We start from the raw sequence: 15,048 nt of genomic DNA on the forward strand, positions 1-15,048 counted from the left end.
CCGCGACAAAGTTCAGCTCATCTGAATCGTTGACTTTTTTAGTAGGAAATTTCATCACTGCTATTGAAACTCGGGTATATGCCCTCATTGCACAAAACACGCTAATGGATTCGGCAGGTTTTCGTTCGCAAGAAAAACCTGCCTCCTCACTCGGAGAAGCAGGTTTATGAAGCAACTGTCCGACGTAAAGTTTTCTACCCTTGATCTGGTGCCCGTGCGCGAGAACGGCAGCCCGGCGCAGTCGCTGCGCAACTCGCTGGATCTGGCGCAGCATGTCGAGAAATTCGGTTACACGCGGTTCTGGGTCGCTGAACACCACAACATGGACGGCATCGCCAGCTCCGCGACGTCGGTGCTGCTCGGTTATCTGGCGGGCGGCACTTCGACCATTCGCGTTGGCTCGGGCGGTGTCATGCTGCCCAACCACGCGCCGCTGGTGATCGCCGAACAGTTCGGCACCCTTGAAAGCCTGTACCCGGGCCGTATCGATCTTGGTCTGGGGCGTGCCCCTGGCTCGGATCAGATGACCGCCCGCGCCTTGCGCCGTGAGCGTTCCGGCAGTGCCGATGATTTCCCCGAAGATGTCGCCGAACTGGTGCGTTTCCTCGGCCCGCGCACTCCGGACCAACGCGTTATCGCGATGCCGGGCACTGGCACCAATGTGCCGATCTGGCTGCTTGGCTCGAGCCTGTTCAGTGCGCAACTGGCCGGCGAACGTGGCTTGCCTTACGCCTTTGCCTCGCATTTCGCCCCGCGCTTCATGCACGAGGCGATTCGTGTCTATCGCAACCACTTCAAACCGTCGGCAGTGCTCGACAAGCCGTATGTGATGCTCGGGGTGCCTTTGGTGGCGGCTGATACCGACGAGCAAGCCGATTATTTGGCGACGTCGGTGTACCAGCGAATTCTCGCGTTGATGCGTGGGCAAAGTCTGGTGCAACGTCCGCCGGTGAAAACCATGGACGGCCTGTGGCTGCCCCACGAGCGTGAAGCGGTGGGCGACTTCCTCGGTCTGGCGATGGTCGGCAGCCCGCAGAAGATCCGCGCGAAGCTGGAAGTGCTGGTCGAGCAGACTCAGGCCGATGAGCTGATCTTTACCTGTGACCTGTACGAGCATGCTGATCGCGTGCATTCCTACGAGTTGCTGGCGCAGGTCATGAAGGGATAACGCCAACCCCTGTAGGAGTGAGCCTGCTCGCGATGGCGGCGTAACAGTCAACAATTCAGTGACTGTGAAGGCGCCATCGCGAGCAGGCTCACTCCTACAGGGGGAATGTATCGTTCACAAAAAAGCCGACGCGTTTGCGTCGGCTTTTGTATTTCAGGCGAACTCAGCCTACTTCTTGTAGACGATAACCTTGGAACCGGCTTCGCACTTGCCAACGACTTTGCCGCCGGCCGCAGCGCCCTTATCCACAATCTCCAGCGAATACCCGGAAACGCGCTTGGCATCCAGTTTCGCCGCAATCTCGGCTTTCAACTCTTCACAAGGCTTGCCGGCAGCAAACGCACCACCCGCAAGGCTCAACAAACCTACTGCCAATATGAACTTCTTCATCGGTCGCACTCCCTGGTCGGATTAAAAGAGGCGGGCATCGGGTCATCCACCCGATGCGCTCACCCTGTAGCGCTTTGCCATTCCTATGGCACTCGGCCAGCGCGCAAGTTCAGAAGCGTAGACCAAACTCAGCTGCTGGCAATGCGGAAGCCGACTTTCAGCGTCACCTGAAAGTGCGCAGCCTTGCCGTCCTTGATGTGGCCACGGGTATCGATCACTTCAAACCACTCAAGATGTTTGATGCTCTTGTTCGCTTCGGCCAGCGCGTTGTTGATGGCGTCTTCGATGCTGCTGGTCGACGAACCGACCAGCTCGACTTTCTTGTACGTGTGATGGTCACTCATGGCGATCTCCTTGGCGTGTGGAATTGAGACTAGCAGTGAATCTGCACTGTTGATTTCGGCGGCTGCGCGCAGGCGAAGTTCAGATTTTCTGCACTTTCTGAAACCGCTGAAGTCCCAAACAACACACGCCACTCATCACCAATGCAGGAGAGCCACCATGGCCAACACCTCTTTACGTAAAGCCTCGTTGCAAAGCATGGAAGCCGAGATCGAGAGTCTGCTCAAATCGTTGGAAAGCTTGAAGGACGACGCTTCGGACGAGTCGCGCAAGACTCTCAAGGCGCTGAAAAGCAATGCCGAGAGTGCGCTGAAACATTCGCGCCATCTGCTCAGCGATGCCTATGAAGAAGTCAAAGTGAAAACTCGCGAGACCGGCATCGCCACCCGTGATTACGCGCAGGAACATCCGTGGACCACCGCCGGTGTTGCGGTGGGCGCGATCGGTCTGCTCGCGGCTTATTTGCTGTTCAAGCGCGGCGAGTGATCCGTCTGGCGCAGCTCGTTCTTGAGCCATTGCGCCAGTTGCCGGGCGCGTCCGTCGGCGGCGCGCTTGGGTAGCCACAGCGCCAGTTGCGCCGGGGTTTCACAGAAGCCCCACGGCGCAACCAGGCGACCGGCCTTCAAATCTTCAGTCACCAGCGGCTCCGGCGCGATGGCCACGCCAAGACCGGCCACTGCCGCTTCCAGCAAATAATACAAATGTTCGAAACCTTGACCCAACTTCAACGCTTTCGCGTCGAGGTGGTTTTGCTGTGCCCAGCTCGGCCAGGCTTGTGGGCGCGAGGTGGTGTGCAGCAACGGCTCATTGAGCAGCGCCGAGGCGGGCGCGGTTTGCAGGCGTTGATAGCCGCTGAACAGCGGACTCATCACCGGGCCGATGCGTTCTGCAGCCAGTTCATAAACCTGCATGTCCGCTGGCCATGGCGGCTCGGCGAACAGCAGCAAGGCATCCAGCCCCGGGCGCCGAGGATCGAGATCGCCTTCCCCGGCCGACAGGTGCAAACGCAAGTCCGGCAGATCGGCATTCAGCCGTCCCAGGCGTGGAATAAACCAACGTGCCAGCAAGCTTCCAGAACAACCGAGCACGAACGGTGCGTCGGCTGTGTCTTTAGTCAATTCGGCACAGACACTGCGTAACCGATCAAATGCCTCACCACTGGCATCGCGCAGGCGTACGCCGGCATCTGTGAGTTTCAGGCCGCGTCCATCCTTGATGAACAGGCTGACGCCAAGGTGTTCTTCCAGCACCTTGAGCTGCCGACTGACCGCGCCATGGGTGACGTGCAGCTGTTCGGCCGCTTGACTGACGCTGTTTAGCCGGGCGGTGGCTTCGAAGGCGCGCAAAGCGTTCAGCGGGGGAAGGTCGTGGCTCATGGTATCTGTGAGTTTTCCTGACAGGTTGCGGCGATCTTATCGGTTTTCAGCATAGAAGGTCAGGGGTAGAGTGGGCGTCATTGTCTCTTGACCCGAATTCACCTGGAGCGACTCATGACCCAGACTTCGAACACTTCCAATCTGCGTAACGGCCCGGACGATAACGGCCTGTTCGGCGCGTTCGGTGGCCGCTACGTCGCTGAAACCTTGATGCCGTTGATCCTCGATCTGGCCCGCGAATACGAAGCGGCCAAGGAAGATCCGGCATTCAAAGAGGAATTGGCCTACTTCCAGCGCGACTATGTCGGACGTCCGAGCCCGCTGTATTTCGCCGAGCGTCTGACCGAGTTCTGCGGTGGCGCCAAGATCTACCTCAAGCGCGAAGAGCTGAACCACACCGGAGCGCACAAGATCAACAACTGCATCGGCCAGATCCTGCTGGCGCGGCGCATGGGCAAGAAACGCATCATCGCCGAGACCGGCGCCGGCATGCACGGTGTGGCGACTGCCACCGTGGCCGCACGTTTTGGTCTGGATTGCGTGATCTACATGGGCACCACTGACATCGAACGTCAGCAGGCCAACGTATTCCGCATGAAGCTGCTGGGGGCCGAGGTGATTCCGGTGGTTGCCGGTACCGGCACGCTGAAAGACGCGATGAACGAAGCGTTGCGTGACTGGGTGACCAATGTCGACAACACCTTCTATCTGATTGGCACCGTAGCCGGCCCGCATCCTTATCCTGCGATGGTTCGCGACTTCCAGGCCGTGATCGGCAAGGAAACCCGTGACCAATTGCAAGCACAGGAAGGTCGTCTGCCGGACAGTCTGGTGGCGTGCATCGGTGGCGGCTCCAACGCCATGGGCCTGTTCCACCCGTTCCTCGACGACAAGAGTGTCGAGATCATCGGTGTTGAAGCGGCCGGCTACGGCATCGAAACCGGCAAGCACGCCGCCAGCCTCAACGGCGGCGTTCCCGGTGTGCTGCACGGTAACCGCACTTTCCTGCTGCAGGACGACGACGGCCAGATCATCGACGCCCACTCGATCTCTGCCGGCCTCGACTATCCGGGCATCGGCCCGGAACACGCGTGGTTGCATGACATCGGCCGCGTTCAATACACCTCGGTGACCGACGACGAAGCCCTCGATGCGTTCCACAAATGCTGCCGTCTGGAAGGGATCATTCCTGCTCTGGAAAGCGCTCATGCCCTGGCTGAAGTATTCAAACGCGCACCGACGCTGCCGAAAGATCACCTGATGGTGGTCAACCTGTCCGGTCGTGGCGACAAAGACATGCAGACCGTCATGCATCACATGGAACAATCGCAGCAGGAGAAACACTGATGAGCCGCCTGCAAACCCGTTTTGCCGAACTCAAAGAACAGAACCGCGCGGCGCTGGTGACTTTCGTCACCGCCGGTGATCCGGATTACGACACTTCGCTGGCGATCCTCAAAGGCTTGCCGAAGGCCGGTGCCGACGTGATCGAGCTGGGCATGCCGTTCACCGACCCGATGGCCGATGGCCCGGCGATTCAACTGGCGAACATTCGTGCGCTGGGCGCCAAGCAGAATCTGTTGAAAACCCTGCAAATGGTTCGCGAATTCCGTGAAGACAACAGCGACACGCCGCTGGTGCTGATGGGCTATTTCAACCCGATCCATATGTACGGCGTGCCGCGTTTCATCGCCGATGCGAAAGAGGCCGGCGTCGACGGTCTGATCGTGGTCGACATGCCACCTGAGCACAACGCCGAGCTTTGCGACCCGGCCCAGGCTGCCGGTCTGGACTTCATCCGCCTGACCACGCCGACCACCGACGACGCACGTCTGCCAAAAGTGCTCAACGGCAGCTCCGGTTTCGTTTACTACGTGTCGGTGGCCGGTGTGACCGGTGCCGGTGCTGCAACACTGGAACACGTTGAGGAAGCGGTCACCCGTCTGCGTCGTCACACCGATCTGCCGATCAGCATCGGTTTCGGTATCCGTACGCCGGAGCAGGCTGCAGCCATCGCGCGTCTGGCCGACGGTGTTGTCGTGGGTTCGGCGTTGATTGATCACATCGCCAACGCGACCACGCCGGATCAGGCTATCGACGGCGTACTGAGCCTTTGCTCGGCATTGTCCGAAGGCGTGCGTAAGGCCCGCGTCAGTTGAAGGTAAAGTTCCTGATACAGAGGAATTAGCGCCTCACGGCACAGACTAAATGAGCAAGACCGAGGGATTCAGAACCACGTTCTGAATCCCTTTTTGCTGTTTGTGCCGTGAGGAAAGACCCGATGAAAATGCCGAAACGTCTGATTGCCGGACTGGGCGTGCTGATGATCAGCGCGACACCGCTGCTGGCCAGCGCCGATCAGCGCGATGATCACGACCACGGCGGCCCGCAGCAGGGCCATTACGATAACCGCGGTGATGACCATCGCGATGATCACCGTGGCCCGCCGAATGATCACCGTGGTGGTCCGCCACCGCACGACTTCGGCCCGGTGCGCCAGACCATCCGTGACAACCACGGCTACTTTGTACGCGGCGCACCGCCACCGCCGGGGATCCATCTGGAGCGCGGCCGGCCGCTGCCGCACGGGTATTACGGTGAGCGTCTGGATGGTCGGGCGTTGGGACGTTTGCCGGTGTATCCGGGCTATGAATGGCGTCGGACCGGGAGCGACATCGTGCTGATCGCAGTGGGTACCGGGATCGTTTACGAAATTCTCGATGGGGTTTTGTACTGATCGTCTGATCTAACTGGCAGTCCATCAACTGTGGTGAGGGGATTTATCCCCGATGGGCTGCGAAGCAGCCCCGAATCCGGCAAACACAGATGATCAGGCATACCGTGGTCGTTTTGGATTGCGACTGCTGCGCAGCCGGTCGGGGATAAATCCCCTCACCACAAAGGTGTGGGGGTTAAATTCAGGGTCAGGGCAGTTCCAGTCCACCAGAGGCTTTGTGCAATTTGCGCAGGTGCGCGCCAATCTGCTTAACATTCTCCTCGCTGGCCGCAATCTCCGCTGCGCGCTTAGGCTCCAGCAACTTACGCACCTCAGCGTCCAAATCACCGGACAGAGCCAGCAGCTTCTTCTGACGCTGGCTGCTTTCCGCTTCCAATCGGCTGAACTCGCTCGGCTGCGGCAATCCGTAGCCCTTGGAGTCCAGCAGTTCTGCCGGACGACTGAGGAAGCCGCTGTTGGCGAGGATTTCCTGCAGGGTCGCGTTGGCCTTGTCCATCCCGCCGTTTTCCAGTTCGCGCGCACCGAGGTAACGCTGTTTGACCTCATCCTGCGCCAGCAACAACTGGCGGCGATAGCTCGCCTGTTCCAGCAGCAGCAACGCGGCGCTGGTGCGCAGGTCGGCGCGCTCGAACCACTCACGGCGTTCTTCAGCGGTCAGCGAAAGCCATTCCTCAACGGTGTTCTGTTTGATTGGCAATTGCTTCTTCAACACATCGAACATTGCCTGATAACGATCGCGGAACGAGTCGAAGCGGTAACCCAGACGCAGCGCCTCTTTCGGGTCGTCCAGCACGCTGGTATCGGCCAGACCGCGGCCCTTCATCACTTCCAGCAAGCCGTTAGGCATGATGCTGTCGAGGCCGACGAACTGTGTATTGTCGCTGCCGCTGCGCAACAATTTCAGGCCTTCCACCGCGCAGTTATTGGACAGGAAGAAGTAGTTGCCGTCGTAGCTCCAGTGCATTTCGGCGGCGTGTTCAACCACGCCCTCAATCTCGCTGCGTGACAGGTTCAGTGGCACGGAGGCGAGGCTGCGCAGTTCGGTCTTGGTGTATTCGTCGATCACTTGCGCCAGTGGCAAGACGAACAACCGCGACGGGTACTTGCCGACCAGCCCGTCCCAGCTTGAGAGCTGCACATCGCCAACGAAGGCGCGATACGACAGCACCAGATGCTGATCCAGATCGAGCCGGCAATCAGGGCCACGCGGCCGTCCCGGCGCGCAGATCACCAGACGAAGCATGCTGTGGCCCCAGCGACTGACCCAGTTCTGATTGGCTTCGGCCAGCAGGTAGTCAACGGCGTAGACACGTTCCGGATCGACTTGCCCCAAGGGTTGCTTGGCGAAATCGTTGCCGGCATTGAGGAAGGCGAAGGTCTTGGCGCAGGTGTCTTTGGCCGGCGGTGCCCAGCCGAAGTGATCCTGGTAATAGCGGTAAAGCGCCGGGCGGCGGCAGGCGTAACTCGGGTCGAGGAGGAAATACTCCATGTTGACCGCGACGAATTCCTTGGGGCTGGAGATTTCGTACAGATCGGGGCTGCGAGCGATCTGCCGGTTGTGCTGCTCGCGCTCGCCGCGACGGCCGACGTATTGCTGCCAACCAGCGAGGTCGAGCAGACGCGGATCATCGCTGAGGGTGAAGCGCCGAGCGTTCTGGCCACGGCACTCATCGGGAATGCCGATCAGCCCGGCACTGTTGAAGCGTCGGGTGCAACGCTGGATCAACGTGCGTTCGGCACTCGGCCAGAGGCGCGCGCGATCATAAATGTGGGTGATTTCATGCAGCACCGTGGCGAGCAGTTCCTGACGCACTGTGCCGTGGGGGCGATTGGTTTTTTCCTTGGCCGCACTGCCGTCAGTGAGGCTGGCGAGCAGTTTGCGGTTCAGATCGAGCTCAGCGACCAGCGTGGCCTGGCCATAAGCATTGGCGGGCATGTCGTCGGTCCAGCCAACGTCGATGCGCCGGTCCAGCCGCTCGATGAAGCTCGGCGGCAGTTTTTGCATTGCCTCATCGATCAGCGCCTGGCTGGCCTGTTGTTGGGCGGGCGTCAGACCGTCGGTCTTGAGCCGCAATTGCAGGCCGGCGTGGGCGCTGTTGCCAAGCAGCAACAACGCCCCGGCCAGCAGCCAGGCGCCGAGTGACTTCACAGTGCGAGGATGGCTTCGGCGAGCACCTGATCACTGGCATCGCGCGCTTCCGGCACGCGAGTGCGCAGGGTGTTGAGCGCGGCTTCCAGGTGTGCACCACGGATATCACCGTTGCTGGCGACGAAACTGGCGGCGTCGTCGTGGGCTTCGCGGATGATTTTCGAGTCGCGGATCGACGTAGTCGTGTCGGAAGTGAAATCGATGGTGCGCTGGGAGGCACGGACGATGATGTTACTGGTGGCTACCAGGGTGTGCGCCTGGGCCACGTCGGCCAACAAAAACAGGCCAAGGGCGGCAGCAATCAGCGGGCTACGCATGGAACGACTCCGGAGGGACAAGGTTAATCAGGGACTGGGTTAGCTATTGGACGAGAATTGCCTGTGCCAGTTCAAGGTCGCTGACATGAAGTTTCGGCCGGGTTTTGCGCAGGTAATGCAGCGCGGATTCCAGGCGGGCGCCTCGCATCTCACCGTCACTGGCAACAAACACAGCCGCGTCATCGTGAGCGGCGAGCAGCAGTTTACGGTCGAACGGCGCTGAAGACACCATGCCGGTGGCCCAAACGCTCACCACGGTGTTCTGCGTGGAGACATCAAAGGCGCTGGCCGACGTCGTCCAGCAAGCAGTTAACAGTACGGAAGGGACAAGCAGTTTTTGAAGAAAACGCATAAGACTCGTTAACGGTTAGCGAGTCCAAAGGCTAGCGCAATGCCCGGGCTAGAGCCAGCGCCGAAACATCGGGACACGCCCGGCGTGTCCCGCGGTGCTGCGATCGTTCAGATCGTCAGAATGGCCTGAGCCAATTGAGCGTCGGTGGCTTGCAGCTGTGGGGCCTGATGGCGAATGTGGTCCAGCGCGCTTTCCAGTTTCACCCCACGGATCTCGCCTTCGCTGGCGACGAAGCTGGCGGCGTCGTCACGGGCGGCGAGTACGATCTTGTCGTCGCGAAAGGACGAAGTGACATCGGAAGTGGCGTCGGACGATGACTTCAGGGCGCCGACAACGGCGTCGGTGGTGACGATGAAGCTGGTGGCGCTGGCATTGGCAGCCACGGCCAGCAGGGCGGCAGCGCTGAGCAGACGAAGACGGGACATGATGTAACTCCTGTGGATAAACCGTATTGAGAGGTGGCTCGGTATCTGAGGAGTCAGACGCCAGTTGCGCATCATTCGCCACGTTCTGCGTGGATATTAGGCCTGCGGCTGCGGTTCGCACAGTGGGCAGAATGCTAGCGCCAGAATGGTTTCTCCATTTCATTCAGCCGATCGGCATGGCTGAGGCCGAGGTCGGCCAGATCCCGACCGTTGAGTCGGGCCAGCAGACGCCGTGTTCTGGCGCGCTCCAGGCCCTGCCAGAGTCTGCGGAGCAAGCGTCGGATCGCGTTGGGCCGGCGAGCGGGTTGGAATGGAATTGCTGAAACATCCTGTAAGTCATTCATGACGTATTCCTTGAGCCAGAGAAGGCGGAAGGTCATGTTGAGCGTGGAATAGATTGCGGGGCAGATACACCAGCGTGAAATTGTACTGGTTCAGATATAGTTTTCGTAAAACTGTACCTGTGTGTCGTTCACTCGCCTGTACTGGTAGTTTTCCTCAACTCAAAACGACAAAACCCGTCGTGGTTTCCCACGACGGGTTTCGTTTGTTCAATTCGGGTTGCTGGCGGTGGGTCTAACGACCAGAGCCAGCGACGCTGCTTAGCGCCAGAACGGCTTGCTCAGCTCTTCGTAGCGTTGTGCTTCGCTGATACCGGCGTCAGCCAGCAGACGCGAATCCAGACGGGCCAGTTGGTGGCGGCTGGAGATGCGGCGCTGCCACAACATCAGGTTGGCGATAACGCGCAGAGGCAGGGAAGCCTGGGATTTTACAGCTTTGTCTTCGAAAAACAGCTCGGAACTGAGTGTACGTTCCATGGTTGACATCCTTCCGCTTGTGGCGGGATCAGGTAGTGGTTTGACTGGTGCCCATGATCCTCTCGTTTGGCCAGTCTCTCTAGATACAGTTCAACTGTATTGTGAGTGACCAGTTAACTGTTTATAGGGGGTGTACGGGTCAAAATTGAGCAAACTGTACCTGTCCGCACCTAAGTAGTGCATTTTTGCTCTAATCGGACGGAAAGGTAGGTAATTGCTGTAGGAAAAGACCGGTACAGCAGTACAGTTTTTGTCGGAAGGAGGGTTTTTCAAAGACCGCTGACGAAAACTGTGTTTGCGTCAGCGGTTTATCTGTGCGAATTACACCGCGAGCATGCGTCCGGTTTCTTCCAGATTCATGTGCCAGCTCAAGGCTTCGCGCAGGATGTGCGGGGTGTGACCACCGATTGCACAGGCCGCTGTGAAGTAATCGTTCAGCGCCTGGCGGAAGTCCGGGTGCACACAGTTGTCGATGATCACTCGGGCACGTTCGCGTGGCGCCAGGCCGCGCAGATCGGCCAGTCCCACCTCGGTCACCAGAATGTCGACGTCATGCTCGGTGTGGTCAACGTGGCTGACCATCGGCACCACGCTGGAAATCGCGCCACCCTTGGCGATCGACTTGGTCACGAACACTGCCAGGTGCGCGTTACGGGCGAAGTCGCCGGAACCACCGATACCATTCATCATCCGCGTGCCGCAGACGTGGGTGGAGTTGACGTTGCCGTAGATGTCGAATTCCAGCGCTGTGTTGATACCGATGATGCCCAGGCGGCGCACCACTTCCGGGTGATTGGAGATTTCCTGCGGACGCAGCACCAGTTTGTCCTTGTACTTCTCCAGATTGCCGAACACGTCGCTGTTGCGGCGTTCCGACAGCGTGATCGAGCTGCCCGAAGCAAAACTCAGCTTGCCGGCGTCAATCAGGTCGAAGGTCGAGTCCTGCAGCACTTCGGAGTACATGGTCAGGTCTTCGAATGGCGAATCGATCAGGCCGCACATTACCGCGTTGGCGATGTTGCCGATCCCGGCCTGCAGGGGGCCGAGCTTGTTGGTCATGCGCCCGGCGTCGACTTCCTGCTTGAAGAAGGTGATCAGGTGTTCGGCGATGGCGTTGGTGTCGACATCCGGTGTCGACACCGTGGACGGCGAATCCGACTGCTGGGTGATGACGATGGCAACGATCTTTTCCGGCGGAATCGGAATCGCTGTGCTGCCGATGCGGTCGTCAACCTTAACCAGCGGGATCGGCGTGCGGGTCGGACGATACGTCGGGATATAGATGTCATGCAGGCCTTCGAGGTTGGCGTTGTGCGCCAGGTTGATCTCGACGATGACCTGTTTGGCGAAAATCGCGAAGCTTGCCGAGTTGCCTACCGAGGTGGTCGGCACGATGTGGCCCTGTTCGGTAATGGCTACCGCTTCAATGACGGCGATGTCCGGCAGCTTCAGTTGCTGGTTGCGCAGTTGCTCGACGGTTTCCGACAAGTGCTGGTCGATGAACATCACTTCGCCGGCGTTGATCGCCTTGCGCAAGGTGCTGTCGACCTGGAACGGCATGCGGCGCGACAGCACGCCGGCTTCGGTCAGTTGCTTGTCGAGGTCGTTGCCCAGGCTGGCGCCGGTCATCAGGCTGATCTTCAGCGGCGTGACCTTGGCCCGCTCGGCCAGTGCGTGAGGGACGGCTTTGGCTTCGCCGGCGCGGGTGAAACCGCTCATGCCGACGGTCATGCCGTCCTCAATCAGAGCGGCTGCGTCGGCGGCGCTCATCACTTTGTCCAACAACGAAGGCAGGCGAATACGGTCACGGTACATGGATTATTATCTCGGGAAGCGAGTAGCAGGATGCGCAGTCTAGTGAATTTGACGGGCGCCTGTCCCGCTACCAAGGTCGCAAACGAGGCGTCTATTTAGCGGGTTTCAAGTAAAACACCGTTACTGGATCTGCAACAACGCGGCATATTGTCCGACTGTTTGCGCAAACAAAAACGCCCCGACAAGTCGGGGCGTTCGGTATTGCAGCGGGGAGTTACTCTACCGCTTTGACCATGTCTTCGATGACTTTCTTCGCGTCACCGAAGACCATCATGGTCTTGTCCAGGTAGAACAGTTCGTTGTCCAGACCGGCATAGCCGCTGGCCATCGAGCGCTTGTTGACGATGATGGTCTTGGCCTTGAACGCTTCGAGAATCGGCATACCGGCAATCGGCGATTTCGGATCGTTCTTCGCGGCCGGGTTGACCACGTCGTTCGCGCCAAGCACCAGCACCACGTCGGCCTGGCCGAACTCGGAGTTGATGTCTTCCATCTCGAACACCTGGTCGTAAGGCACTTCGGCCTCGGCGAGCAGGACGTTCATGTGCCCTGGCATACGACCCGCTACCGGGTGAATCGCATACTTCACGGTCACCCCACGGTGGGTCAGCTTCTCGGTCAGCTCTTTCAATGCATGCTGCGCACGTGCTACTGCCAGGCCGTAACCCGGGACGATGATCACGGTGTCGGCGTTGGTCAGCAGGAAGGTCGCGTCGTCAGCCGAACCGGATTTCACCGGACGGGCCTCTTTCGCGCCGGCAGGGCCAGCATCCGCCGTGTTGCCAAAACCACCGAGCAATACATTAAAGAAGGAACGGTTCATCGCCTTGCACATGATGTACGAGAGGATCGCACCGCTCGAACCCACCAGCGAACCGGCAATGATCAGCATCGAGTTGTTCAGCGAGAAGCCGATACCCGCCGCCGCCCAGCCCGAATAGCTGTTGAGCATCGACACCACGACTGGCATGTCGGCACCGCCGATCGGGATGATGATCAGCACGCCCATGACGAATGCCAGCGCCAGCATCAGCGCGAACGCGGTGAGGTTGCCGGTGAACATGAAGGTCAGGCCGAGTGCCAGTGTCGCCAGGCCCAGCACTGCGTTCAGCTTGTGCTGACCGGCGAACTGTACTGGTGCGCCCTGGAACAGACGGAACTTGTACTTGCCCGACAGCTTGCCGAATGCAATCACCGAACCGGAGAAGGTGATCGCACCGATCGCAGCACCGAGGAACAGCTCCAGTCGGTTGCCCGTCGGGATCGAGTCGCCCAGCTGCTTGACGATGCCCAGCGATTGCGGCTCAACCACAGCAGCAATGGCAATGAACACTGCCGCGAGGCCGATCATGCTGTGCATGAACGCGACCAGTTCCGGCATCTTGGTCATTTCAACGCGCTTGGCCATGATCGAACCGGCGGTGCCGCCGATCAGCAGACCGACGATCACATAACCGATACCGGCGGTTGTCAGCTCAGCGCCGAGCTTATAGATGAGGCCGACGGTGGTGAGGATGGCCAACGCCATGCCGAGCATGCCGAACAGGTTGCCGCGCCGCGACGTGGTCGGGTGCGACAGGCCCTTGAGGGCCTGGATAAAGCAGATCGACGCGATCAGGTAGAGCGTCGTGACGAGATTCATGCTCATTACTTCGGCGCCTCTTCTTTTACTTTCGGGGCTTTCTTCTTGAACATCTCAAGCATGCGGCGAGTCACCAAGAAGCCGCCGAACACGTTGACCGCAGCCAGCGCCACGGCGAGGGTACCCATGGTTTTGCCCAGCGGTGTAACGGTCAGCGCAGCCGCGAGCATGGCGCCGACGATCACGATTGCCGAGATGGCGTTGGTCACCGCCATCAATGGCGTGTGCAGCGCAGGTGTGACGTTCCAGACCACGTGATAACCGACATAAATCGCCAGCACGAAGATGATCAGGTTGTAGATACCGGGGGAGATAAGCTCTTCCATCGTCTGAATCCCTGCTTAGGCGTTTTTGCGGATGACTTGGCCGTCGCGGCACATCAGGCACGCGGCGACGATGTCGTCTTCGAGGTTGACGTCGAACTGGCCTTCTTTGGTGAAGACCAGCTTGAGGAAGTCCAGCAGGTTGCGTGCGTACAGCGCCGAAGCGTCTGCAGCGACTTCACCGGCCAGGTTGGTCGGGCCGCAAATGGTCACGCCGTTTTCGACGACGACTTGATCAGCGACGGTCAGCGGGCAGTTGCCGCCCTGAGCCGCAGCGAGGTCGATGACCACTGAACCCGGCTTCATTTGCGCCACGGTGTCCGCGCTCAGCAACGTTGGTGCCTTGCGACCCGGAATCAGTGCGGTGGTGATGACGATGTCAGCCTGTTTGGCGCGCTCGTGCACGGCCTGAGCCTGACGCTGCATCCAGCTCGCCGGCATCGGCCGCGCGTAACCGCCGACACCAACGGCGCATTCGCGCTCTTCATCGGTCTCGTAAGGCACGTCGACAAACTTCGCACCGAGGGATTCGATCTGTTCCTTCACGGCCGGACGTACGTCGGACGCTTCAATCACCGCACCCAGACGTTTCGCTGTTGCAATCGCCTGCAACCCGGCCACACCCGCGCCAAGAATCAGCACGCGCGCCGCTTTCACGGTGCCCGCAGCGGTCATCAGCATCGGCATGAAGCGTGGATAGTGGTGAGCGGCAAGCAACACAGCCTTATAACCGGCAATGTTCGCTTGCGACGACAACACATCAAGGCTCTGCGCCCGCGAGGTGCGCGGCGCCGCTTCCAGAGCGAATGCAGTAATCCCGCACTCGGCCATTTTGGCGATGGTTTCATTATTGAACGGGTTGAGCATGCCAACCAGCACCGTGCCGCGCTTGATCAGCGTCAGCTCGGCATCGCTCGGGGCGACCACTTTGAGAATCAGCTCGGCGCCAAACGCGTCATTGGCACTGCCAATGGTTGCGCCTGCCGCTTCATAGGCACTGTCGACGACACTGGCTTTAACGCCGGCGCCAGTTTGCACAGTGACCTTATGGCCTTGGCTGATCAGCTTTTTAATGGTTTCCGGGGTTGCAGCAACCCGTGTTTCACCGGTCTGGGTCTCGAGAGGAACACCAATGTGCACGTCAAATCTCCTGCGTGATCTTATTGAGTAAACCCATGCACGACGGATGGTGCG

Annotated in this window: 18 protein-coding genes; 5 read left to right on the forward strand and 13 right to left on the reverse strand. The window is 59.6% G+C overall.

Features of this window, described 5'->3' with window-relative positions:
- Nucleotides 1–166: 166 nt before the first annotated feature.
- Complete coding sequence (locus ACIOWE_RS20170; RefSeq protein ID WP_007962819.1) at nt 167–1,168, forward strand: LLM class flavin-dependent oxidoreductase; 1,002 nt, start codon at nt 167–169, stop codon at nt 1,166–1,168.
- Nucleotides 1,169–1,336: 168 nt separating this feature from the next.
- Here the strand turns inward: ACIOWE_RS20170 and ACIOWE_RS20175 are convergent, their stop codons facing one another.
- Both ACIOWE_RS20175 and ACIOWE_RS20180 read right to left on the reverse strand, forming a co-directional pair.
- Complete coding sequence (locus ACIOWE_RS20175; protein ID WP_401394982.1) at nt 1,337–1,558, reverse strand: DUF1161 domain-containing protein; 222 nt, start codon at nt 1,556–1,558, stop codon at nt 1,337–1,339.
- 128 nt (nt 1,559–1,686) lie between these two features.
- Nucleotides 1,687–1,902, reverse strand: coding sequence for a dodecin (locus tag ACIOWE_RS20180; protein WP_201236105.1), 216 nt, complete (start codon nt 1,900–1,902; stop codon nt 1,687–1,689).
- Nucleotides 1,903–2,059: 157 nt separating this feature from the next.
- Between ACIOWE_RS20180 and ACIOWE_RS20185 the strand changes: the two genes are divergently transcribed.
- Complete coding sequence (locus ACIOWE_RS20185; RefSeq protein WP_007911686.1) at nt 2,060–2,386, forward strand: YqjD family protein; 327 nt, start codon at nt 2,060–2,062, stop codon at nt 2,384–2,386.
- Here the strand turns inward: ACIOWE_RS20185 and ACIOWE_RS20190 are convergent.
- Complete coding sequence (locus ACIOWE_RS20190) at nt 2,359–3,276, reverse strand: LysR family transcriptional regulator (protein ID WP_401394986.1); 918 nt, start codon at nt 3,274–3,276, stop codon at nt 2,359–2,361. The two genes, ACIOWE_RS20185 and ACIOWE_RS20190, sit on opposite strands and share 28 nt — an antisense overlap.
- 114 nt (nt 3,277–3,390) lie before the next feature.
- Between ACIOWE_RS20190 and trpB the strand changes: the two genes are divergently transcribed.
- The 3 genes from trpB (at nt 3,391) to ACIOWE_RS20205 (ending at nt 6,013) form a co-directional block, all read left to right on the forward strand.
- Nucleotides 3,391–4,623 (forward strand): tryptophan synthase subunit beta, encoded by a 1,233-nt coding sequence (gene trpB / locus ACIOWE_RS20195; protein ID WP_401394990.1) that lies wholly within the window; start codon nt 3,391–3,393, stop codon nt 4,621–4,623.
- Nucleotides 4,623–5,435 carry a tryptophan synthase subunit alpha gene (trpA, locus tag ACIOWE_RS20200; RefSeq protein WP_401394993.1) on the forward strand — a complete coding sequence of 271 codons (813 nt, stop codon included), beginning with the start codon at nt 4,623–4,625 and terminating at the stop codon, nt 5,433–5,435. Before trpB ends, trpA begins: the two co-directional genes overlap by 1 nt.
- A gap of 122 nt (nt 5,436–5,557) precedes the next feature.
- Complete coding sequence (locus tag ACIOWE_RS20205; RefSeq protein ID WP_401394996.1) at nt 5,558–6,013, forward strand: anti-virulence regulator CigR family protein; 456 nt, start codon at nt 5,558–5,560, stop codon at nt 6,011–6,013.
- Nucleotides 6,014–6,200: 187 nt separating this feature from the next.
- Here the strand turns inward: ACIOWE_RS20205 and ACIOWE_RS20210 are convergent, their stop codons facing one another.
- From ACIOWE_RS20210 to ACIOWE_RS20255, 10 genes are all read right to left on the reverse strand, one after another.
- Complete coding sequence (locus tag ACIOWE_RS20210; RefSeq protein WP_401394999.1) at nt 6,201–8,162, reverse strand: DUF4105 domain-containing protein; 1,962 nt, start codon at nt 8,160–8,162, stop codon at nt 6,201–6,203.
- Nucleotides 8,159–8,479 carry a DUF2388 domain-containing protein gene (locus ACIOWE_RS20215; RefSeq protein WP_034152281.1) on the reverse strand — a complete coding sequence of 107 codons (321 nt, stop codon included), beginning with the start codon at nt 8,477–8,479 and terminating at the stop codon, nt 8,159–8,161. The genes ACIOWE_RS20210 and ACIOWE_RS20215 overlap by 4 nt, the downstream gene beginning before the upstream one ends.
- Before the next feature lie 43 nt (nt 8,480–8,522).
- On the reverse strand, nt 8,523–8,831 hold the full coding sequence (locus ACIOWE_RS20220) for a DUF2388 domain-containing protein (RefSeq protein ID WP_401395002.1): 309 nt from the start codon (nt 8,829–8,831) through the stop codon (nt 8,523–8,525).
- A 107-nt stretch (nt 8,832–8,938) separates the two neighbouring features.
- On the reverse strand, nt 8,939–9,256 hold the full coding sequence (locus tag ACIOWE_RS20225) for a DUF2388 domain-containing protein (protein WP_007911658.1): 318 nt from the start codon (nt 9,254–9,256) through the stop codon (nt 8,939–8,941).
- A 134-nt stretch (nt 9,257–9,390) separates the two neighbouring features.
- Nucleotides 9,391–9,600 (reverse strand): DUF1127 domain-containing protein, encoded by a 210-nt coding sequence (locus tag ACIOWE_RS20230; protein ID WP_401395005.1) that lies wholly within the window; start codon nt 9,598–9,600, stop codon nt 9,391–9,393.
- Nucleotides 9,601–9,858: 258 nt separating this feature from the next.
- The gene (locus tag ACIOWE_RS20235; RefSeq protein WP_103306481.1) at nt 9,859–10,074 is read right to left on the reverse strand and encodes a DUF1127 domain-containing protein; all 216 of its coding nucleotides are present in this window, start codon (nt 10,072–10,074) and stop codon (nt 9,859–9,861) included.
- A gap of 321 nt (nt 10,075–10,395) precedes the next feature.
- Nucleotides 10,396–11,889: an acetyl-CoA hydrolase/transferase family protein gene (locus tag ACIOWE_RS20240; RefSeq protein WP_108224849.1), complete on the reverse strand. Its 1,494-nt coding sequence runs from the start codon at nt 11,887–11,889 to the stop codon at nt 10,396–10,398.
- A 214-nt stretch (nt 11,890–12,103) separates the two neighbouring features.
- The gene (locus ACIOWE_RS20245) at nt 12,104–13,537 is read right to left on the reverse strand and encodes an NAD(P)(+) transhydrogenase (Re/Si-specific) subunit beta (RefSeq protein ID WP_401395010.1); all 1,434 of its coding nucleotides are present in this window, start codon (nt 13,535–13,537) and stop codon (nt 12,104–12,106) included.
- Nucleotides 13,537–13,857, reverse strand: coding sequence for an NAD(P) transhydrogenase subunit alpha (locus tag ACIOWE_RS20250; protein ID WP_003187417.1), 321 nt, complete (start codon nt 13,855–13,857; stop codon nt 13,537–13,539). The genes ACIOWE_RS20245 and ACIOWE_RS20250 overlap by 1 nt, the downstream gene beginning before the upstream one ends.
- 15 nt (nt 13,858–13,872) lie before the next feature.
- A complete protein-coding gene (locus tag ACIOWE_RS20255; RefSeq protein WP_122604768.1) occupies nt 13,873–14,994 on the reverse strand; it encodes a Re/Si-specific NAD(P)(+) transhydrogenase subunit alpha in 1,122 nt (373 codons plus the stop codon).
- Nucleotides 14,995–15,048: the final 54 nt, after the last annotated feature.

Source organism: Pseudomonas sp. NPDC087598, from assembly GCF_044743525.1.
In the GTDB taxonomy this organism is placed as follows: domain Bacteria; phylum Pseudomonadota; class Gammaproteobacteria; order Pseudomonadales; family Pseudomonadaceae; genus Aquipseudomonas.